The following is a 20,149-nucleotide window of genomic DNA, read 5'->3' as shown; positions in this document are numbered from 1 at the left end:
CTCACCGCTGGTCGCGGAGGCGGCGGACGGGCCGGGTCTCGATGGCGTTGAGCGTCAGGGCGCGGCGCCGGATGCGCCAGCGGTCATCGGTCTGGACGTACTCGTCGTCATACCGCAGGTGCCACACCAGATCGGTGAGGTCGGAGTCGGCGCCGCGGGTCCAGTGGTGGGCGACGCAGGTGATGCGCCCGCGAGCGTGGTCCGCGGCGTCGGTGTAGACCTCGCCGACGATCTCGTGCTGGGTGCGGGCGACGCCGGACAGGGTGGCCATCGCGGCGCGCACCCCCTCGTGCCCAAGCTCGGGCCGCACCGGGTCCAGTGCTCGCGGCGGATCGGGGAGGATCAATTCCGCTGTGCTGGTGAAGAGTTCGACGACATCGTCGAACCGGCGGTCGTCGACGGCCGCGGCGTAGCGGTGCACCAGGTCGGTCAGCGCCAATCGGTCGGCCACCGTCAGCGACATGGCGTGAGCCCGAGTCGTTCGGCACACGCCGACAGCATGTCCTTGGCCTCGTCGATGTCGGTGACCGGCGGCATGGCGAGCACCACGCGGTCGGCGCCGAGCTCCGCGAGCCGGCCCGCCCGGTCGGCATCGACCTTCGGCACCAGGTGCCCGAGGGACAACTCCAGGGCGTCAGGGTCCCGGCCGGCCCGCTCGGCCGACTCTCGCATCAACGCGATCAACCCCGCCAATTCCGCGCCGGCAACACCGAGAGGCTGCAGACCGTCGCCGCGCCGGCCGGCCCGGCGAGCCGCGGCCCGGCTGTGCCCACCGATGTGGATCGGTATCGGCGAAACCGGCTTGGGATAGCAAGCGGCATTGGCGAACTCGAAGAACTCGCCGGCGTGGTCGGCGCCTTCCTGGTCGGACCACAACAGCCGCAGGACGTCGATCTGCTCGTCGGCGCGCCGCCCTCGCGCGTCGAACGGGGCGCCGCACGCCTCGATCTCCTCACGCAACCACCCCATTCCGACGGCCAGGCGAATCCGCCCGCCGGACAACGCATTCAGCGTGGCGACACGTTTGGCCAGTACCACCGGATGGTGGTTGGGCAGGACCAGTACCCCGGTCGCCAGGCCCAGTGTGCTGGTCTGCCCGGCAAGGAATGCGAGCAGGTCCAGCGGATCCGGGACCGCGCAGTCGGCCGGGATGTCTACCCGGCCGGAGGCGTCGTAGGGATACACACTCGAATACTCGGTCAGTAGCACCGTATGTTCCACGGCGACAATGGATTCGAAACCGCAGCTCTCCAGATGGCGGGCGAACTGCGTCATCCAGACCGGATCGGCGGTGACTCCGGCCGCCACGGGCGCGACCACGGCGAACTTGGGTGGCATCAACGCCTCCGCTCGCTTCGGCGAATCTCTTCCCAGCACTGCAGCCGTGTCATCCCCGTCCGTTCCATGCACTCTCGGATCGGTGTTTCCTGTTCCGGCACAGGCGCTTCCGTAGTACTGGTCGTCGGCGGGGCGGTGGTGGTCTCGACCGTGACCGTACTGGTGACGGTCGGCTCGGTGGGTGCCGCGGGCGCCTCGGGCGCTTCGGCGGGCGGCGACGTGGTGGTGGCCGGCGGAGCGGTCGTGGTGGAGGTTGCCGCGGGACGCTGCGGCGCGGGCTGTTCGTCCTTGGCGCGCGTGAATTCGATGGCCGCGAAGACAAGCGCGGCGATCAACAGGAGGGTGAGCACGACGGGCAGAACCAGCGAGCGGCGGGACCGGCTGATCTTGTCGGGTTGCAGGACCTGCGTCTGGCCCGGCTGTGCGGGAGCCAAGATGGTGGCATTCGCGCCGGCCACTCCCAACCCGTGCTGCAGGGCCCGGGCGAAATCGGCACACTTGTCGAACCGGTCCTTGGGATCTTTGGCAAGGGCCTTGGCGAGCACCGGATCCAGCGCGGCGAGATCGGGCCGGCTCTGCGAGAGCGACGGCGGGGGAGTGCTGAGGTGCTTGCCGATGATCACCGCGGCGTTCGAGTTCTCGAACGGCGGCGCGCCGGTGAAGAGCTGAAATGCGGTGGCCGCAAGAGCGTATTGGTCGGCACGGCCGTCGATGACGCTGCCGGTCAGCTGCTCGGGGGCGGCGTAGAACACCGTGCCGACGGTCATGTTCGTGGCGGTCAACCCCGCGGAGTCGTTGGCACAGCGGGCAATGCCGAAGTCGGCCAACTTGATTCGCTTGTTAGCCGGATCGGTTTCACTGATCAGGATGTTGGCCGGCTTGACGTCGCGGTGCAGCAGGTCGTGTTGATGGGCATAGTCGAGGGCGTCGGCGACGGCGCTGATGATCGCAACCGCTTGACCGTCGGATACACCGCTACGGCTCCGGAGCAGGCGGCTGACATCGGTACCGTCGACGTACTCCATCGAGATCCACAACTGGCCGTCGAACTCGCCGCGGTCGTACACCCCGACGATGTTCGGGTGCGACAACGCGGCGGTCAGATCCGCCTCGCGCAGGAACCTTTCGCGGAACTCCTGGTTGGTGGACATCTCCGGGCGCAGGACCTTGAGCGCATCCTGCCGGGGCAGTCGCGGGTGCCGGGCGACGTAGACCTCACCCATGCCGCCGGAGCCCAGGCATCGGATGATGGTGTATCCGGCGAAGTCGGTCCCCTCGGCCATTGGCATTGGGGCATCGTAAACCGAGCTCGCGAGCAGCCCCCGCAGGCGGGGGACTGCTCGCGGCGGAACGTCAGAGGTCCAGCGTCAGCGGGCCGTCGCCCTGGGCGCGCGACACGCAGATGAGCGCCTGCCCGGCGGCGCGTTCGGTCTCGGTCAACAGGCCGTCCCGGTGGTCGACCGCACCGGCGAGTACCTTCACGCGGCAGGTGCCGCAGAAACCCTGCTGGCACGAATACGGTGCGTGCACACCGGCTTTGATCAGCGCCGTCAGCAAGGTTTCGTCGGCTGCGACGGCGATGGTCTGGCCCGTCGACGCCACCGCGACCTCGAACTCGCGGCCGTCGATCACCGGGGGCGCGGCGAAGCGTTCGAAGTGCAGTTCGATGTCGTCGGCGTCGACCAGGCGGGCGCGGATCGCGCCCAGCATGGGCGCCGGGCCGCAGGTGTAGACGGCGGTGCCGGCCGGGCAGTCGCCCAGCAGGTCGTCGGCGGTGGGCAGGCCGTGGACATCGTCGGTGCGAATCGTGACGCGAGAACCGAATTGGACGAGTTCGTCCAGGAACGGCAGGGTGTCCGTGCCGCGACCGGTGTAGATCATCGACCAGTCGATACCCAGCTTCTCGGCGCGGTGGAGCATGGACAGGATCGGTGTGATGCCGATACCGCCGGCGATGAACCGGAGCCGTTGTGTGGGTGACCCGAAGCCCGGGACGGTCATCGGGAACGCATTGCGCGGGCCGCTGGTGGTGATCACGTCACCGACCGCGAGCGTGTGCGCCTCGACCGAGCCGCCGCCGCCATCGGGTATGCGGCGCACGGCAATTCGGTACGTGCCCTGCTCGTCGGGGTTTCCACACAGGGAGTACTGCCGAATCAGACCACTGGGCAGATGAACGTCGATGTGGGAACCGGGGTGCCAGGCGGGCAGCGCGGTGCCGTCCGCCGAGCCGAACGTCAGCGCCACCACGTCCTGGTCGTGGGCGACCACCTGCCGGTCGAGCAACCGGAGCCGAACCTGCCGGTCGACGGTGGCCAGCGGCCGGGTGCGCCGGATTGCCGTGGTCACCGCGAGCCCGCCGCTGATGACGGCGTCGGCGACGGTCACCACGATGTCGTGGCGCGTCAGCCCGAACACGCTGGGCGGTGCGAGCCGCACCCGGGGACGGGTGCGCATCAGTGGTGCGCCGCGCGAGCGGCGGGGGAGTTGGCGAGATACGCGACGGCCTGAGCCGTGGAACCCATGTGTTCGGGGCTGTAGCTCGGTTTGAAGTAGGCCAGCGTCTGCACGAACAACAGGTTCCAGTACTCGGGCAGCAGACCGAGCTTGGAATCGCGCATCCGCATCCGCTGCATCTGCCACCACGTCAGCTGCAGCTGCGGGTCGCTCTTGACCAGGAACCGCATGCCGCGCTGGAACAGGACGTACAGGCCGGTCCCGGCCACAGCCATGGCGCGTACCCGGGTCAGGTAGCTGTCCCGGAAGTAGGTGGCGACGTCATGAGCGACCGAACGGTGCTCGACCTCTTCGGCGCCGTGCCAGCGGTAGAGGTCCGTCAGCGTCGGGTCGGCGTCGTAGTCGTCCCACGTGCAGTTCAGCACGAAATCGCCGAGTACCGCGGTGAAGTGTTCGATGGCGGCGATCAGCCACAGCCGTTCGATGAGGTGATTCATCTTCCGCCGCGGATTGGTCGTCTTCGAGGGAGCCAGGACCTTCTCGAACACGAACTCGATCTGGTTCAGCAGCGGGGCCACGTCGACGCCGGAGGCGATCATGTAGTCGTGCATCACGGTGTCGTGGGCCTCGGCGTGCATGGCCTCCTGGCCGATGAACCCGCGGACGTCCTCGGCCAGCTTCGGATCGTTGATGAGGGGCAGCGCCTCGTTGAAGACCTCGACGAACCAGCGCTCGCCGGCCGGCAGCATGACGTTCAACAGGTTCACCAGATGCGACGACACCGGGTGGCCGGGAATCCAATCCTTCGGCTTGTCCGCGGTCGCGAAAGCCACGTTACGGGCCTGGATCTGCACCGGACCCGGGTCTACTTCGTGGGTGAATCGTTGTGGGCGCAGCATGAAACAGCTACCTCCGGATCCTCAAGCGTCGTTGCTGGTGGATTCAGTGTAAGCGGATTATGTGGGAACGGCGGTACTGGGTTTTGCCGAGAAATGCCGAATCGGCATCCCAGCTGCCAAAAATCGAGCGTTGGCCTGCTGAAATGCCGATTCGGCAAACAATTACATTCCGGGGACCGACATGCCGGGCTGCGGACCGACAGGCGTCGCCTGCACCGTCGTCACGCCATTGGAGCCGACGTGCGGACCCTGCGGGGCGCCGGGAGCCCCGGCGGGGCCGCCGCCACCGGCCGCGGGCGCGCCGGCCTGGGCATTCTCCACGGCCTTGGTGGTGCAGTTCAGCATCAGGATGACGCGGCCATGGCTGCCCATCTTCTCCTGATCGACGATGCACTGCGCCTGTGGCACATCACTGCCGACCGAGCCGCCGAACGTGGCCCGCACGCCCTGGCTCTTGAGGATCGAGACGGCCCGGGCATAGGACTCGCCCACCACATTCATGGAGTTCGAACCGCCGGGATCGGATGCGGCCACCGACGAGCCGAACATCGCGGTGGCACCCACCGCCACCGCACCTGCTGCCACGGCACCTGCCGTCAGCATCTTCAGCTTCTTCACCTGACCTCCTCGAGTACAGCGAAGATAGCGCAGATGGCGGGGTGGAGAAACTCGAATCAAGCCAATCCTGGTGTCACTGCGTCGGCCATCACCTGCGCCAACGCGGCCGCGCGCGCATCGGAAAACAGGTCTTCGAGGAGGATTTGCCGGCCGTCGGGGCCGGCCAGCGGCACCCGCCAGTTCGGGTATTCGTCGGTGGTGCCCGGCTGATTCTGGGTCCGCACGTCGCCGACGGCATCGGGCAGGGCCAGCGCCAGTAGCCGTGACGGGGTACGGGTGAGATAGCGGTACAGGGCAACGACGGTCTGGTCGGCGTCGATCGCGTCGGGCGCGTTCGGCGGCAACAGCCCCGCTGTCCGCAGGACATCCAGCCAGCGCTGCTGATCGGCGTGATCGGCCGCGGCCTCCTCCTCATAGGGGCGGGTCAGCAAACCGAGGTCCCGGCGCAGGCGCAGGTGCGCACCCGCCAGGTAGCCCGCCGTCGGCGGCAGATCGTGGGTCGTCACCGCCGACAGGCAGTACTCGCGCCACCGGGGCGCGGGCAGCGGTCCGCCGTCCCGATCAGCCTCGAACCACAGGATCGAGGTGCCGAGCAGGCCGCGGTCGCGCAGGTAGTCCCGAACCCACGGCTCGACGGTGCCGAGGTCCTCACCGACCACCACCGCGCCGGTCCGGTGTGCCTCCAGCGCCAGGACGCCGATCATCGCCTCGTGGTCGTACTGGACGTACGTGCCGTCGACGGGCGTCGCACCGTCGGGGATCCACCAGAGCCGGAACAGGCCGATGATGTGGTCGATGCGGACTCCACCCGCATGGCGCAGCACCGCCCTGACCACGGCGCGGAACGGCTCATAGGCCCGCTCTACGAGTTGGTCCGGTCGCCACGGCGGCTGCGACCAGTCCTGGCCGAGCTGATTGAACTCGTCCGGTGGCGCCCCGGCCGAGACCCCGGTGGCCAGCACATCCTGCAGCGCCCAGGCGTCGGCGCCGCCCGGATGCACGCCGACGGCCAGATCGTGGACGATGCCGAGCGACATCCCCGTCTGCACCGCGGTCGCCTGCGCGGCGGTCAGTTGGTCATCGAGTTGCCACTGCAGCCAGCGATGGAAATCGATACGGCTGCGGTGCTTTTCGGCGAAGACCCGGACCGCTGGGTGGTCCGGGTGCTGAAACTCCGCCGGCCAGTCGCGCCAGTCGTCGCCGTGTTTCTCGGCGAGCACGCACCACGTGGCGAAGTCGTCGAGCGTGCGCCCGGTCCGGCGTCGGTAGCCGTCGTAGGCGACGGACCGGCCGGCCGAGCGGTTGGCCCGATACACCTCTTTGAGCGCGTTGCGCTTGGACTTCCACGCGGCGTCGCGATCGATGAACTCGTTCTTGTCGGCGCGGGACTGCGCGTCGGCCCGCGCTTTGCGCAGCGTGGCCGGCGTGCGGACGGCGGTGTATTCGGGGATGGCCTGCACCCGCAGATACAGCGGGTTGGCGAATTGGCGAGACGTCGGCAGATATGGCGACGGCTCCATCGGGGCCACCGGCCCGGCGGCGTGCAGCGGGTTCACCAGGATGAAATCGGCCCGGTGTTCGACGGCCGACCACACCGCCAGGTCTGCAAGGTCGGTGAGATCGCCGGTACCCCAAGAGTTTTGCGAGCGCACGCTGTACAGCTGGGTGGCCAGACCCCAGGCCCGCCCGCTGCCCAACCGGCTCGGCAGCGTCAACGCATCCGGGGTGACGATGAGTACGGCTTCGGCGTCGGCCGCGGCACCGGCCTGGACATGCAGCCGGTGATAGCCGAGCGGGAGGTCGCCGGGCAGCTCGAAAGTGGCCTCGCCGATCAGGCGGCCATCGAGGCTGAACGGCGGACGGTTGTTCTCCAGCTGGCGCAGCCCGGCCCGCACCGAGCCGTCTTCCAACCGGATCCAGACGCCGACGGGGGCGCCGTGGGTGACGTGCACCCAGAAGCTCGACGGCTTTCCGGACCGGGCGACGATGGTGGGGGACAGCGTCCGCTGCCAATACGCGCGTTCCTGATCGGCCAGTGCCGCCGCGCAGGCTTCCTCCGAGTCGGCCGGTACCCCCAGCGCCGCCAGCACCGCAACCAGTGTGGTGGCGGCGACGGCATGCTGCGCGCCGCTCCAGTCGACGTACTCGGTAGCCACCCCGTGGCGTCGGGCGAGCTCGACGAGTGACGCGGTCCGATCAGTCATGCGCGCCATCTTGCCGCGATTCGGAGCACCATGGGTGGTGAGCGCGGACTGTCCCGAACAGGACGTCGCGACGGCATTTCCGGCCGGCGGACGGTGCGCGTCCGGATACGCTGCGCGCGGAGGTGTCGAACGTGAGTTCCGATCTGCTGTCCGACGTGCTGCCGACGATGCTGCACGACCCGGTCTCGTACGCCATTCCGTTCTTCGTCGTGGCGCTGCTGCTGGAGTGGGGCGCGGCCCGCAAGCTCGCGCACGACGATCGGCAGCGGCCGCCGTCCGGCGCCTACCTGCGCGCCGATGCCTGGGCCAGTATCTGGATGGGCGCGACGTCGCTGTTCACCAGCGGGGTGCTGAATTTCCTCGCGCTGGTCGGCTATGCGGCCCTCTACGTGTATGTCGCCCCGTGGCATCTGCCGGGTGACGCCTGGTACACGTGGGTGATCGCGATCCTCGGCGTCGACCTGATCTACTACACCTACCACCGCATGGCGCACCGGGTGCGGCTGTTCTGGGCCACCCACCAGGCACACCATTCCAGCGAGTACTTCAACCTGTCCACCGCATTGCGACAGAAATGGAATCCCTCCGGCGACCTCGCGATGAAGGCGCTACTGCCCGCGCTCGGCGTGCCCCCGTGGATCGTTTTCGCCAGTTTCTCGCTGAACCTGGTGTACCAGTACTGGATTCACACCGAGCGTATCGGAAAGCTATGGCGGCCAATCGAATACGTCTTCAACACCCCGTCGCACCATCGTGTGCACCACGGCCGCGACCGGCAGTACCTCGACAAGAACTACGGCGGCATCCTGATCATCTGGGACCGGATGTTCGGCAGCTTCACGCCCGAGGCCGCGCGGCCGAACTATGGATTGACCAAACCTGTTGGCACGTACGATATCTGGAAACTGCAGACGCACGAGTACGTCTCGATGGTCCGAGATGTGCGTCAGGCCAACGGGTTCGGTGACCGAATGGGCTATGTGTTCGGCCCGCCGGGATGGCAGCCCGCGGGTCCGGAGTCTGTGTCAACGCGTTGACAGGGGTGTCAACGCTGTCGTCGGTGCACCGGAATTTCCTCGCGATAACTCATTGTTTGCCAACTGTTTTGATTCGGGCGAGCGTAAACGGTGGCGGTCCCCGGAACCGGCGGTACTGTCGATGGTCGACAGGGTGAACCGAGAACCAAAGGAGCTGGACATACATGGGTGACACACTTCAGAAGGGTGAGAAGCTCGAGGTCGGTCAGTCGCTGACGTCGAACAACGGTGCCTACCGTCTGGTCCTGCAGGACGACGGCAACCTGGTGCTGTACACCGGGGAGCAGTCCGTCTGGTCCACCGGCACCAACGGTCAGGACGTCCAGCGCGCCGAGGTGCAGGAGGACGGAAACTTCGTGCTGTACACCCCGGACAAGCCGGTGTGGCACAGCGACACCAAGGGCGCCGAGAACGTCCGGCTGGTGCTGCAGGACGACCGCAACCTGGTGCTGTACAGCGGTGACGATGCCAAGTGGTCCTCGGGCACCCACACCGACGAGGTGCCCGCACCGCCCGTCGCGGCTGCCCCCGAGCCCGCTCCGGAGGCCGCGCCTGAGCCCGAGGTGGCTGCCGAGCCCGTCGCCGCCGAGGTCGTTCCCGAGCCCGCGCCCGCCCCGGTGCCCGAGGCGCCGGCGGCTCGCACCTACACAGTGCAGTCCGGTGACACCCTGTGGGCCATCGCCGAGCAGTTCTACGGTGACGGCAACCGCTACCCGGAGATTGCCGGTGCCAGCGGAATCGACAACCCCGACCTGATTCAGCCCGGTCAGCTCCTGACCATTCCCTGACCTCGACGGACTCTGGCGGCCCGGATCGAAAGATCCGGGCCGCCAGTGTGTTTCAACGTCCGATTTCAGGGGCAGTTTGTTTGCTGGTGCGGAGCGGGCGGCGGTGGCGTCGCGCGGGGCTTACCCGTCCCGGGTTCTGGTTTGCGGGGTAGGCTGGCGCGACGTCCGTCCCGAGGTGATGGGAGCAAGGTCATGTTTGTGGGGGGTTTGCGGGCCGCGGCAGCAGCCGTGGTCGCTGTGCCGATGTTCGCTGTGGGCGGCCCGGCGCCGGTCGCGTCGGCTGATCCTGGAGTGCTCGTCTACCCGGGCATGGAGATTCATCAGGGCACGACGCGCTGCACCCTGGGCTATGTCGACCCGGCGGCGCGGACCGGCTATACCGCAGGTCACTGCCGCGGCAACGGACCCGTTACCGACAAGGACGGCCGCTTCATCGGCACCATGATCACGTTCCGGGACAACACACCGGACGGCGCCACCATCGCGACCGACCATCAGATCTCCGACTGGGAATCGATCAACATCGCCGGCGACGTCATGGTGAACAACATCCTGCCGGGCGGGCGGATGCTGGTCACCGATCCCGCGGTCAATCCGCAGAGCGGCGCACCTGTGTGCCACTTCGGCGTCGTCACCGGCGAGACGTGCGGCACCGTCGACGCGGTGAACAACGGCTGGTTCACCATGTCCAACGGCATCGTCAGCCAGAAGGGTGACTCCGGCGGGCCCGTCTACACCATCACCCCGGACAACCGAGCCGTCCTGGTGGGCGTCTTCAACAGCACGTGGGGGCATTTCCCGGCGGCGGTCTCGTGGAGTGCCACTGATCAGCAGACCAATGACGCCGTCGTGCAGCAGGCTGCCGGCAGCTGACGGACCGCGCTCCGGCGCGCGCCGCCGGCCCCGACTCGTCGAGGGCCGGCCTCGCTGGGTGAAAGAAAACTAGAACACGTTCTAGCCATGGTGCCGTCTCGACGTTATTGTCTAGTCGATCATTGATCAGACACGTGTCCAGGTTGCCGGAAATCGACCGCCCTGGGCACCACCGAGACCGGCCCAGGAGAGACGATGCAAACAGTTCCCGAGACCGTCAACGCCGCCGACGTCACCGAATGGTCCGACGAGGCCGACGTCGTGGTCATCGGCTTCGGTATCGCCGGTGGCTGTGCGGCGGTGAGTGCCGCGGCGGCCGGAGCCAAGGTGCTGGTCCTGGAGAAGGCGGCCGGCGCGGGCGGCACCACGTCCATGGCCGGCGGCCACTTCTACCTCGGTGGCGGCACCGCGGTGCAACTGGCGACCGGACACGACGACACCGCCGACGAGATGTACAAGTATCTGGTGGCCGTCGCCCACGAACCTGAGCACGACAAGATCCGCGCCTACTGCGACGGCAGCGTCGAGCACTTCAACTGGTTGGAGGACTTGGGTTTTCAGTTCGAGCGCAGCTACTACCCGGGCAAGGTGGTGGTGCCGCCGGGCACCGAGGGACTGTCCTACACCGGCAACGAAAAGGTGTGGCCGTTCTGCGAGCAGGCCAAGGCCGCGCCCCGCGGGCACTCGGTCCCCGTGCCGGGCGAACTGGGTGGCGCGGACATGGTCATCAAGCTGCTGCTGAAACGGGCCGACGAACTCGGCGTCGAACTGCGCTACGAGACCGGTGCGACCAACCTCGTGGTGGACGAGCAGGGCGCCGTCGTCGGCGTCCGCTGGAAGAACTTCGGGGTGACGGGCGCCGTGAAGGCCGGTGCGGTTGTCATCGCCGCGGGCGGCTTCGCGATGAACCCGGAGATGGTGGCCGAACACACGCCGGCGCTCGGTCAGAAGCGAAAGACCAAGCACCACGGCGAAGTTGAGCCCTACATCCTGGGCAACCCGAACGACGACGGGCTGGGCATCAAGCTCGGTGTGTCGGCCGGCGGCGTCGCCAAGAACCTCGACCAGCTGTTCATCACCGCTGCCGCCTACCCACCGGAGGTTCTGCTCACCGGCGTCATCGTCAACCAGAACGGCCGGCGCTTCGTCAACGAGGACTCCTACCATTCGCGCACCTCGGCTTTCGTGCTCGAGCAGCCCGACCAGGTGGCCTACCTGATCGTGGACGAAGCGCACACCGAGATGCCGGCGATGCCGTTGATCCGGTTCATCGACGGCTGGGAGACGATCGCGGAAATGGAAGAGGCCCTGGGCATTCCGGCCGGAAACCTGGCCGCCACCCTGGAGCGCTACAACGCCAACGCGGCGGCCGGCAACGACCCCGACTTCCACAAGCAGCCGGATTACGTTGCGGCCCAAGACAATGGGCCGTGGGCGGCATTCGACCTGTCGCTCGGCCGCGCCCTGTACTCCGGATTCACCATGGGTGGCCTGTCCGTCAGCAGCGACGGCGAGGTGCTGCGCGCGGACGGTAGCGCGGTGCCGGGACTGTACGCCGCGGGCGCCTGCGCGTCGAACATCGCGCAGGACGGCAAGGGCTACGCCAGCGGCACCCAGCTGGGTGAAGGGTCGTTCTTCGGCCGGCGCGCCGGAAAGCACGCCGCGACACGCTGATCAGACGCGGGCGGGCGCGTCGTCCTCGTCGTCGATCCGGGTGAGCCGCCAGTTGCCGTCGCCCAGCAGTTCCAGCTCCTGCTGGTGGTGCTGTTCGACGGTGCTGCGGTGGCTGACGCTGACCACGGTGGTATCCGGCAGTTCGGTCCGAACCAGTTGGTACAGCATCATTTCCAGGCCCTCGTCGAGTGCTGATGTGGACTCGTCGAAGAACACGGCCTTCGGCCGCGTCAGCAGCACGCGGGCGAAGGCGACGCGCTGCTGCTCGCCGGGGGAGAGCACCTTGGCCCAGTCGTCCACCTCGTCGAGGCGGTTGGCCAGATGTGGCAGCGCGACCTTGCCCAGGACTTCCTGCAGTGCGGCGTCGGTGTGGGTGCCGACCTTGCTCGGGTACGACACCACCGCGCGCAGATCACCCAGCGGCACGTAGGGGAGTTGCGACAGGAACAGCGTCTCGTTCTCGTCCATCGGGAAGTGCATGGCGCCGTGACAGAAGGGCCACAGCTTGGCCAGGCTGCGCAGCAGGGTCGTCTTGCCACTGCCGGACGGGCCGGTGACCACCAGTGCTTCGCCGGGGTACAGGCACAGATCCAGCGGAGCGATGAGTTCGCGGCCGTCCGGCGTGCTCACCGTGACCTTCTCCAGCGTGATGGTGTCGTCGGGGCAGTCCTCGGTGGCGAGCGCGGGCAGGTGCCGGGCCGCGTCGTTGGCGGTCACCAGGCCGTGCAGACGGATGATGGCGGCGCGATAGCCGGCGAACTGGTCGTACACGTTGCGGAAGAACGACAATCCGTCCTGGATGCTGCCGAACGCCGACGCGGTCTGGTTCATGTCGCCGAGCTTGATCTCACCGGCGAGGAACCGCGGGAACTGCAGGACATACGGCAGGGGCACGATGATCTGGCTCATCGACAGGTTCCAGCCGTTGAGGCCGATCATCCGGTTGACGTACCGCTTGTAGTTGTCGACGACCGGGGCGAACAGCCGCCGCAGACCCGTCCGCTCGGCGATCTCACCGTGGTAGAAGGCGACGGCCTCGGCCGCGTCGCGCATCCGGACCAGCGCGTAACGGAAGGCCGCGTTGAAGCGTTCGTTGTCGAAGGACAGCCAGATGATGGGACGGCCGATCCAGAAGGCCACCACCGACGCGATCAGGACATAACCGAGCCCGATCCAGAACATGGCCTTGGGGATGGTGAGCCCGGCGATGGTCAGGGTCCCGGACAGGTTCCACAGAATCGCGGTGAACGAAAGCATCGAGGCGATGGCGTTGATGGCGCCGAACAGCAACGTCGAGGTGGTCATGTTGTTGGGCGTGTTGGGCAGTGGTCCCACGCCGGCGGTGAAGATGTCGATATCGCTCTGAATGCGCTGGTCCGGGTTGTCGATGGTGTCATCGATGAATCGCGACCGGTAGTACGCCTTGCCGTCCAGCCAGTCGCCCGTGAGCCGGTCGGTCAGCCACGCGCGCCACCGCAGGATGAACCGCTGCGTCATGAACAGGTCGAGCATGATGCGGCAGACGTGCAGCACGGCCAACAGCGAGAAGATGCCGATCGACATCCAGAAGCCGTGGGCGCCCGAGTCCTTGACCGCCTGGTCATGACCGGCCAGACCGGAGGCCACCACCTGGAAGCTCGTCATCAGATCGTTGCTCTGATAGCTGAAAAGCACCGTGAGCCGAACGCCGGTGATCACCGACAGCAGCAGCGCCGCCAGCCACAGCCACACCTTGATGCTGTCGCGGCCGACGAAGTACGCGCCGGAGATGCGCCAGAACTGCCTTCCCCAGACCGTGAACCGGCCGATGGCGGTCACCACCACCAGCGTCGATACCGCGGCGATCAGCCAGGCTTTCGCGATCCACCACAGCGAGGTCGTGAGCTCACTGCCCCATTCGAGGGTCGGGGTGAACAAATCCATCCCCGCAAGGTACCCGTGCCCTATTGACGTTCGCGCTGCGACAGGCGCGGAGGTGAGACGGTGGTCACCTTCCGTCGGCCTCCGGCAGGTGGACGGTTGCAGAAGAGCCGCCGGACCGGACCGGTACCTTTGACCTGTGGCGAAAACCAGCACCGCGAAATCCGGCCGGCTGAGCAGCAAGTTCTGGAAGCTGCTCGGTGCGTCGACCGACAAGAACCAGAACCGATCGATGAATCAGGTTCAGGCATCGGCCGAATTCGACGAGAAGGCCGCCGGGCTGGACGACGAGCAGATCACCAAGGCGGCCAAGCTGCTGCAGCTGTCCGACCTCGCCGACGCCGCCGACATCCCACAGTTCCTGGCCATCGCCCGGGAAGCCGCCGAGCGCACCACGGGCCTGCGTCCGTTCGACGTGCAGCTGCTCGGCGCACTGCGCATGATGGCCGGCGACGTCGTCGAGATGGCCACCGGTGAGGGCAAGACCCTGGCCGGTGCGATCGCCGCCGCCGGTTACGCGCTGGCCGGCCGGAACGTGCACGTCATCTCGGTCAACGACTACCTCGCGCGCCGCGACGCCGAGTGGATGGGACCGCTGCTGGCCGCGATGGGCCTGACGGTCGGCTGGATCACCGCCGAGTCGACGGCCGCCGAACGGCGCGCTGCCTACGAATGCGACGTCACCTACGCCTCGGTCAACGAGATCGGGTTCGACGTGCTGCGTGACCAGCTGGTCACGCACGTCGACGACCTGGTGTCTCCGCGGCCCGACGTCGCGCTGATTGACGAGGCCGATTCGGTCCTGGTCGACGAGGCGCTGGTGCCGCTGGTGCTGGCCGGCACCACCCACCGCGAGACACCACGTATGGAGATCATCCGGCTGGTGGGGGAGATGACCTCCGAGAACCGCGTTGACGACTCGCTGCAGTACTACGACACCGACGCCGACCGGCGCAACGTGCACTTGACCGACGCCGGCGCGCGCAAGCTCGAGAAGGCTCTCGGCGGCATCGACCTGTACTCCGAGGAGCACATCGGCACCACGCTGACCGAGGTCAACGTGGCCCTGCACGCGCACGTGCTGCTGCAGCGCGATGTGCATTACATCGTGCGGGACAACGCCGTTCACCTGATCAACGCCTCCCGTGGCCGCATCGCGTCGCTGCAGCGCTGGCCCGACGGTCTGCAGGCCGCGGTCGAGGCCAAGGAAGGCATCGAGACCACCGAGACGGGCGAGGTGCTCGACACCATCACGGTCCAGGCGCTGATCAACCGCTACCCGACGGTGTGCGGCATGACCGGCACCGCGCTGGCCGCCGGCGAGCAGCTGCGCCAGTTCTACCGGCTCGGGGTGTCGCCGATCCCGCCGAACACGCCCAACATCCGCGAAGACGAGACCGACCGCGTCTACATCACCGCGGCAGCCAAGAACCAGGCCGTCATCGAGCACATCCAGGAGATCCACGCGACCGGGCAGCCGGTGTTGGTCGGTACCCGCGACGTCGCCGAATCCGAAGAGCTGCACGCGAAACTGGTCAAGGCCGGGGTGCCCGCCGTCGTCCTGAACGCCAAGAACGACGAGGAAGAAGCCGCCGTCATCGCCGAGGCCGGCAAGCTCGCCACCGTCACCGTCTCCACCCAGATGGCCGGCCGTGGCACCGACATCCGCCTCGGCGGATCGGACGAAGCCGACCATGACGCTGTCGCCGAACTCGGCGGCCTGCACGTCATCGGTACCGGCCGGCACCACACCGAGCGCCTCGACAACCAGCTGCGCGGCCGCGCCGGGCGGCAGGGCGATCCGGGATCGTCGGTGTTCTTCTCCAGCTGGGAGGACGACGTCGTCGTCTCGCACCTGGAGCCCGAGAAGCTGCCGATGCAGACCGACGAGGACGGCCGGATCGTCAGCGACCGGGCCGGCCAGATGCTCGAGCACGCCCAGCGCGTGGCGGAGGGCCGACTGCTGGACGTGCACGCCAACACCTGGCGCTACAACCAGCTCACCGCGCAGCAGCGCGCGATCATCGTGGAACGCCGAGAGACGTTGCTGCGCACCACAACGGCGCGGGACGAGCTCAAGGAGCTGGCGCCGGACCGGTACCAGGAACTGGCCAGCCAGATTGGGGAAGCGGGTGCCGAGGACGAGCTCGAGCACATCTGCCGGCTGATCATGCTGTACCACCTGGACCGTGGCTGGGCCGACCACCTGGCCTACCTGTCCGACATCCGCGAGAGCATCCATCTGCGCGCCCTGGGCCGCCAGGACCCGCTCGACGAATTCCACCGCATGGCGGTCGACGCATTCGCGTCGCTGGCGGCCGACGCCATCGAGGCCGCGCAGCAGACCTTCGAGACCGCCAATGTGCTCGAGGACGAGCCCGGCCTGGATCTGTCGAAGCTGGCGCGCCCGACGTCGACGTGGACCTACATGATTCACGACAACCCACTGGCCGACGACACGATGGCAGCGCTGAGCCTGCCCGGGGTGTTCCGTTAGGTTTAGCCGATGAGTACCAGTAGCGCGGAAGCCGATTCCGGCGACCGGGTGCTGACGATCCCCAACGCGCTCAGCGCGTTGCGGTTGCTGCTGGTCCCGGTGTTCCTGTACCTGCTGCTGTCGGCGCACGCCAATGGCTGGGCCGTCGCGATCCTGATGTTCAGCGGCTTCTCCGACTGGGCGGACGGCAAGATCGCGCGGCTGGTGCCGAACCAGTCCTCGCGGCTCGGCGAGCTGCTCGATCCGCTGGTCGACCGGATCTACATGCTCGTCGTACCGGTCGCGTTGGCGATCGCGCACGTGGTGCCCTGGTGGTTCGTGCTGACCCTGATCGGCCGCGACCTGGTGTTGGCCGCGACCCTGCCGCTGGTGCGGAGCCGAGGTCTGACCGCGCTGCCGGTCACCTACATCGGCAAGGCCGCGACCTTCGCGCTGATGTCCGGGTTCCCGCTGGTGCTGCTGGGGCAGTGGCCGGACGCCTGGAGCCGGGTCGTGCTGGCCTGCGGCTGGGCATTCCTGGTGTGGGGCCTGGCCATGTATCTGTGGTCCGCCGTGCTGTACCTGATCCAGGTGACCATGGTGCTCAGAGAACTGCCGCCGGTGGCGAGGTCCGCGGCGTGACAGAAGCCGGGACACCCCGGGACCGGGCGCTGGGTGGCTACTGGCCGGAGGCCGGCCGCAACAGTCACGTCGCCGACGAGCCGGTCCGGATTCCGGTGCCGTCACTGCTGCGCTCGCTGCTCACCGATCACCTCGATCCCGGGTACGCCGCCGCGGCCGAACGTCGCAAGGCCGATGACGAGGGCGCCCGGCGCAGCGGCTCCCGGTTCGTCGACGGCGCCTGGCTACTGGTCGGCGTCGCCGCCGTGTCTGTGGTGTTCGTGACGGCGGCACAGCACGCGGTGTCGATGGCCCCGGCCAACGACCAGACTCAACACGTGCTGTCGGCCAACGCACGCACCGCCGAAGAGCGCACCCGGGACAGCACCGCCACCCGCGACGCCCTGGCCGGCCAGGTGGAGGCCGCGCGCCGCAGCCGGCTGGCCGGCGACGAGAAGGGCCGGGAACTGCTCGCCGCCCTGGAGCAGACCGAGTTCAGTGCCGCCGTGACCGCCGTGACCGGCCCGGGCCTGACCGTCACCGTCACCGAACCCCCGCCGAGCCCGAACCTGTCGGACGTGTCCAAGCAGCGGGTGGCAGGCAGCCCGCAGATCATCCTGGACCGGGACCTGCAGCTGGCGGTGAACTCGTTGTGGGCGGCCGGTGCCGAGGCGGTGTCCGTCGGCGGGGTGCGGATCGGGCCGAACGTGACCATGCGGCAGGCCGGCGGTGGCATCCTCGTCGACAACCAGCCGGTGGCCAGCCCATACGTCGTCGTCGCGATCGGGCCGCCCCACGCCATGCAGGAGGTGTTCGAGCAGACTCCCGCAATGCAGCGGCTGATGCTGCTCGCCCAGTCGTACGGGGTGGGAGTCAGCGTCCAGACCAGGGACCGGCTCACGGTGTCGGCCGCGTCGGTACGAGATGTCAACTTCGCCAAGGAGATTGGACCAAAGTGAGCAGGGGCACATGATCGGGATCGCGGCACTGGTGGTCGGCATCGTGGTGGGGTTGATCTTCCACCCGAGCGTGCCGGAAGCAGTTCAGCCCTACCTGCCGATCGCCGTCGTGGCGGCGCTCGACGCGGTGTTCGGGGGACTGCGGGCCTACCTGGAGCGCATCTTCGATGCCAAGGTCTTCGTCATCTCGTTCGTCTTCAACGTTCTCGTCGCCGCGGTGATCGTCTACGTGGGTGATCAGCTGGGCGTGGGCACGCAGCTGTCCACCGCGATCATCGTGGTGCTGGGTATCCGGATCTTCGGCAATGCGGCGGCGCTGCGGCGCAGGTTGTTCGGGGCGTGACGGTGGACGGCGAGCAGCACGCGGAAGAGGAACACCACGGCCGGCACGAGTTGCCCGACGGCGTTCCGGCTCGGCTGCCGCGCACCCGGTCTCAGTTGATGTTCGGTGCGCTGGCCGTACTGCTCTGCGTCCTGCTCGGGGTCGCCATCGCGACACAGGTCCGTCAGACCGAGTCGGGTGACGCGCTGGACACCGCCCGGCCCGGGGATCTGCTGGTGTTGCTCGACTCGCTGCAACAGCGCGAGGCGTCCCTCAACACCGAGGTGGCCGATCTGCAGAAGACGCTGTCGTCACTGCAGGCATCGGGCAACAGTGACCAGGCCGCCATCGAGAACGCACAGGCGCGGCTGCGCGCCCTGTCGATCCTGATCGGCACGGTCGCGGCCACCGGCCCGGGCGTCACCATCACCATCGAGGACATCGCTCCGGGCGTGTCGCCCGAGACCTTGCTCGACGTCATCAACGAGCTGCGCGCCGCGGGCGCCGAGGCCATGGAGATCCGGTCCGGCGGGGGTGATCAGCAGACCGCGGTGCGGGTCGGGGTCGACACCTGGGTGACCGGGACGGCGGGCGCGCTGGTCGTCGACAACATCACCATGAACCCGCCCTATTCCATTCTCGCCATTGGTGATCCGCCGACCCTCGCGGCCGCGATGAACATCCCTGGTGGGGCGACGGACAGTGTGAAACGGGTGGGCGGCACAATGACCGTGCAACAGGCCGACACGATCGATGTCACCGCCTTGCGGCAACCGAAACCACGCCAATACGCTCAGCCCGTCAAGTAGACGCCGGGCCTGATCGTCGAGCCGTATCGTATGTACCCCACCAACACACCGACCTGAAACTGCAAGGAGCGTCGTGAGCGAAACGCCAGCCGATCTGCTGTACACCACTGAGCACGAATGGGTGCGCCGAACCGGCGAGGGCACCGTGCGCGTCGGAATCACCGATTTCGCGCAGGGCGCGCTGGGTGACGTGGTCTACGTCGATCTGCCCGAGGTCGGCACCACCGTGGCTGCCGGCGACGTGTTCGGTGAAGTCGAGTCGCCCAAGACCACCTCGGAGCTGTACGCCCCGATCTCCGCGAAAATCGTTGCGGTCAACGGTGATCTGGAAGGCTCGCCCGACCTGGTCAACTCCGATCCGTACGACGCGGGATGGCTCATCGAACTGCAGGCCGACGCGGCCGAACTGGACAGCCAGCTCGCGGGCCTGCTCGACGCAGACGGCTACCGGGCGACCTTGGACGACTGACGACTTTGTTAGGGTGCTGCGGTCCGGTTCGGCCGTGGCGACACCAAAGTCGGCTCGGCGGATCCGGCGGTGGCGGGCACACTGACCCGCGCCGCGCGGTACGGTCAATAGTGGGACGTATGCGACATCGATGACTGCTGGCAGCACTGCCGGCTGGTCGTGCAAGAGAGCGCCACAGCAGCCAGTAGAGGAGCAGCGCGTGACGGATAACGACAGCGGTTCGGGGACTGATTTCGGGTCCGAGGAGGCAACGGTGGAGACCACATCGGTCTTCCGCGCGGACTTCCTCAATGAGCTCGACGCCCCGGCTTCGACGAGCGGCACCACTGCCGTCTCCGGAGTTGAAGGACTGCCGGTGGGGTCAGCCCTGCTGGTGGTCAAGCGCGGGCCGAATGCCGGCTCGCGATTCCTGCTGGATCAGCCGAGCACCTCGGCGGGACGTCACCCGGACAGCGACATCTTCCTCGACGATGTGACGGTGAGCCGTCGCCACGCCGAGTTCCGGCTCGAGTCCGGTGAATTCCAGGTCGTCGACGTCGGCAGCCTGAACGGCACCTACGTCAACCGCGAGCCCGTCGACTCGGCGGTGCTGGCCAACGGGGACGAAGTCCAGATCGGCAAGTTCCGCCTGGTGTTCCTGACCGGCCCCAAGACCGACGACAGCTCGGCTGGCTAGAGCCGGCGG

The 20,149-nt window shown here is 67.7% G+C and carries 19 protein-coding genes; 11 read left to right on the top strand and 8 right to left on the bottom strand.

Translation table 11 applies throughout. The features are described from left to right. Position 1 precedes the first annotated feature (1 nt). The 7 genes from ACWW1C_RS15120 to malQ form a co-directional block, all read right to left on the bottom strand. Complete coding sequence (locus ACWW1C_RS15120; RefSeq protein ID WP_455979142.1) at positions 2-463, bottom strand: nuclear transport factor 2 family protein; 462 nt, start codon at positions 461-463, stop codon at positions 2-4. Continuing rightward, a complete protein-coding gene (locus ACWW1C_RS15115) occupies positions 454-1,338 on the bottom strand; it encodes an LLM class F420-dependent oxidoreductase (protein ID WP_455979141.1) in 885 nt (294 codons plus the stop codon). Before ACWW1C_RS15115 ends, ACWW1C_RS15120 begins: the two co-directional genes overlap by 10 nt. Beyond that, positions 1,338-2,627: a serine/threonine-protein kinase gene (locus ACWW1C_RS15110; RefSeq protein ID WP_455979140.1), complete on the bottom strand. Its 1,290-nt coding sequence runs from the start codon at positions 2,625-2,627 to the stop codon at positions 1,338-1,340. The genes ACWW1C_RS15115 and ACWW1C_RS15110 overlap by 1 nt, the downstream gene beginning before the upstream one ends. A 64-nt stretch (positions 2,628-2,691) precedes the next feature. Continuing rightward, the gene (locus tag ACWW1C_RS15105; protein WP_455979139.1) at positions 2,692-3,795 is read right to left on the bottom strand and encodes a PDR/VanB family oxidoreductase; all 1,104 of its coding nucleotides are present in this window, start codon (positions 3,793-3,795) and stop codon (positions 2,692-2,694) included. Beyond that, a complete protein-coding gene (locus ACWW1C_RS15100; RefSeq protein WP_455979138.1) occupies positions 3,795-4,694 on the bottom strand; it encodes a metal-dependent hydrolase in 900 nt (299 codons plus the stop codon). The genes ACWW1C_RS15105 and ACWW1C_RS15100 overlap by 1 nt, the downstream gene beginning before the upstream one ends. A gap of 162 nt (positions 4,695-4,856) precedes the next feature. Next, positions 4,857-5,312 (bottom strand): hypothetical protein, encoded by a 456-nt coding sequence (locus ACWW1C_RS15095; RefSeq protein ID WP_455979137.1) that lies wholly within the window; start codon positions 5,310-5,312, stop codon positions 4,857-4,859. 56 nt (positions 5,313-5,368) lie between these two features. Beyond that, positions 5,369-7,516, bottom strand: coding sequence for a 4-alpha-glucanotransferase (gene malQ, locus ACWW1C_RS15090; protein WP_455979136.1), 2,148 nt, complete (start codon positions 7,514-7,516; stop codon positions 5,369-5,371). A gap of 167 nt (positions 7,517-7,683) precedes the next feature. On the opposite strand from malQ, the gene ACWW1C_RS15085 reads away from it, so the two are divergent. From ACWW1C_RS15085 to ACWW1C_RS15070, 4 genes are all read left to right on the top strand, one after another. Continuing rightward, positions 7,684-8,553, top strand: coding sequence for a sterol desaturase family protein (locus tag ACWW1C_RS15085; RefSeq protein WP_455984294.1), 870 nt, complete (start codon positions 7,684-7,686; stop codon positions 8,551-8,553). 164 nt (positions 8,554-8,717) lie between these two features. Beyond that, complete coding sequence (locus tag ACWW1C_RS15080) at positions 8,718-9,341, top strand: LysM peptidoglycan-binding domain-containing protein (protein WP_455979135.1); 624 nt, start codon at positions 8,718-8,720, stop codon at positions 9,339-9,341. Between the two features lie 192 nt (positions 9,342-9,533). Beyond that, positions 9,534-10,214: an Rv1815 family serine proteinase gene (locus ACWW1C_RS15075; protein ID WP_455979134.1), complete on the top strand. Its 681-nt coding sequence runs from the start codon at positions 9,534-9,536 to the stop codon at positions 10,212-10,214. A gap of 195 nt (positions 10,215-10,409) precedes the next feature. Continuing rightward, positions 10,410-11,888 carry an FAD-binding protein gene (locus ACWW1C_RS15070; protein ID WP_455979133.1) on the top strand — a complete coding sequence of 493 codons (1,479 nt, stop codon included), beginning with the start codon at positions 10,410-10,412 and terminating at the stop codon, positions 11,886-11,888. Here ACWW1C_RS15070 and ACWW1C_RS15065 read toward each other — a convergent pair whose 3' ends face one another. Then, entirely contained in the window at positions 11,889-13,811 is a 1,923-nt protein-coding gene (locus ACWW1C_RS15065; RefSeq protein ID WP_455979132.1) for an ABC transporter ATP-binding protein/permease, read from the bottom strand. 136 nt (positions 13,812-13,947) lie between these two features. On the opposite strand from ACWW1C_RS15065, the gene secA2 reads away from it, so the two are divergent. From secA2 to garA, 7 genes are all read left to right on the top strand, one after another. Then, on the top strand, positions 13,948-16,305 hold the full coding sequence (secA2, locus tag ACWW1C_RS15060) for an accessory Sec system translocase SecA2 (RefSeq protein ID WP_455979131.1): 2,358 nt from the start codon (positions 13,948-13,950) through the stop codon (positions 16,303-16,305). Between the two features lie 9 nt (positions 16,306-16,314). After that, complete coding sequence (locus tag ACWW1C_RS15055) at positions 16,315-16,926, top strand: CDP-alcohol phosphatidyltransferase family protein (protein WP_455979130.1); 612 nt, start codon at positions 16,315-16,317, stop codon at positions 16,924-16,926. Then, the gene (locus tag ACWW1C_RS15050) at positions 16,923-17,864 is read left to right on the top strand and encodes a DUF881 domain-containing protein (RefSeq protein ID WP_455979129.1); all 942 of its coding nucleotides are present in this window, start codon (positions 16,923-16,925) and stop codon (positions 17,862-17,864) included. The genes ACWW1C_RS15055 and ACWW1C_RS15050 overlap by 4 nt, the downstream gene beginning before the upstream one ends. Before the next feature lie 10 nt (positions 17,865-17,874). After that, positions 17,875-18,207, top strand: a complete 333-nt coding sequence (locus ACWW1C_RS15045; protein WP_053856224.1) for a small basic family protein — start codon at positions 17,875-17,877, stop codon at positions 18,205-18,207. After that, on the top strand, positions 18,204-18,995 hold the full coding sequence (locus ACWW1C_RS15040) for a DUF881 domain-containing protein (protein WP_455979128.1): 792 nt from the start codon (positions 18,204-18,206) through the stop codon (positions 18,993-18,995). Before ACWW1C_RS15045 ends, ACWW1C_RS15040 begins: the two co-directional genes overlap by 4 nt. 73 nt (positions 18,996-19,068) lie before the next feature. Beyond that, the gene (gene gcvH / locus ACWW1C_RS15035) at positions 19,069-19,464 is read left to right on the top strand and encodes a glycine cleavage system protein GcvH (protein WP_455979127.1); all 396 of its coding nucleotides are present in this window, start codon (positions 19,069-19,071) and stop codon (positions 19,462-19,464) included. A gap of 199 nt (positions 19,465-19,663) precedes the next feature. Then, on the top strand, positions 19,664-20,140 hold the full coding sequence (gene garA / locus ACWW1C_RS15030; RefSeq protein ID WP_267317675.1) for a glycogen accumulation regulator GarA: 477 nt from the start codon (positions 19,664-19,666) through the stop codon (positions 20,138-20,140). Positions 20,141-20,149 lie beyond the last annotated feature (9 nt).

Source organism: Mycobacterium sp. HM-7 (genome assembly GCF_053852335.1).
The sequence above is the reverse complement of the archived record's forward strand: the minus strand, read 5'-3'. Positions and strand labels throughout refer to the sequence as shown.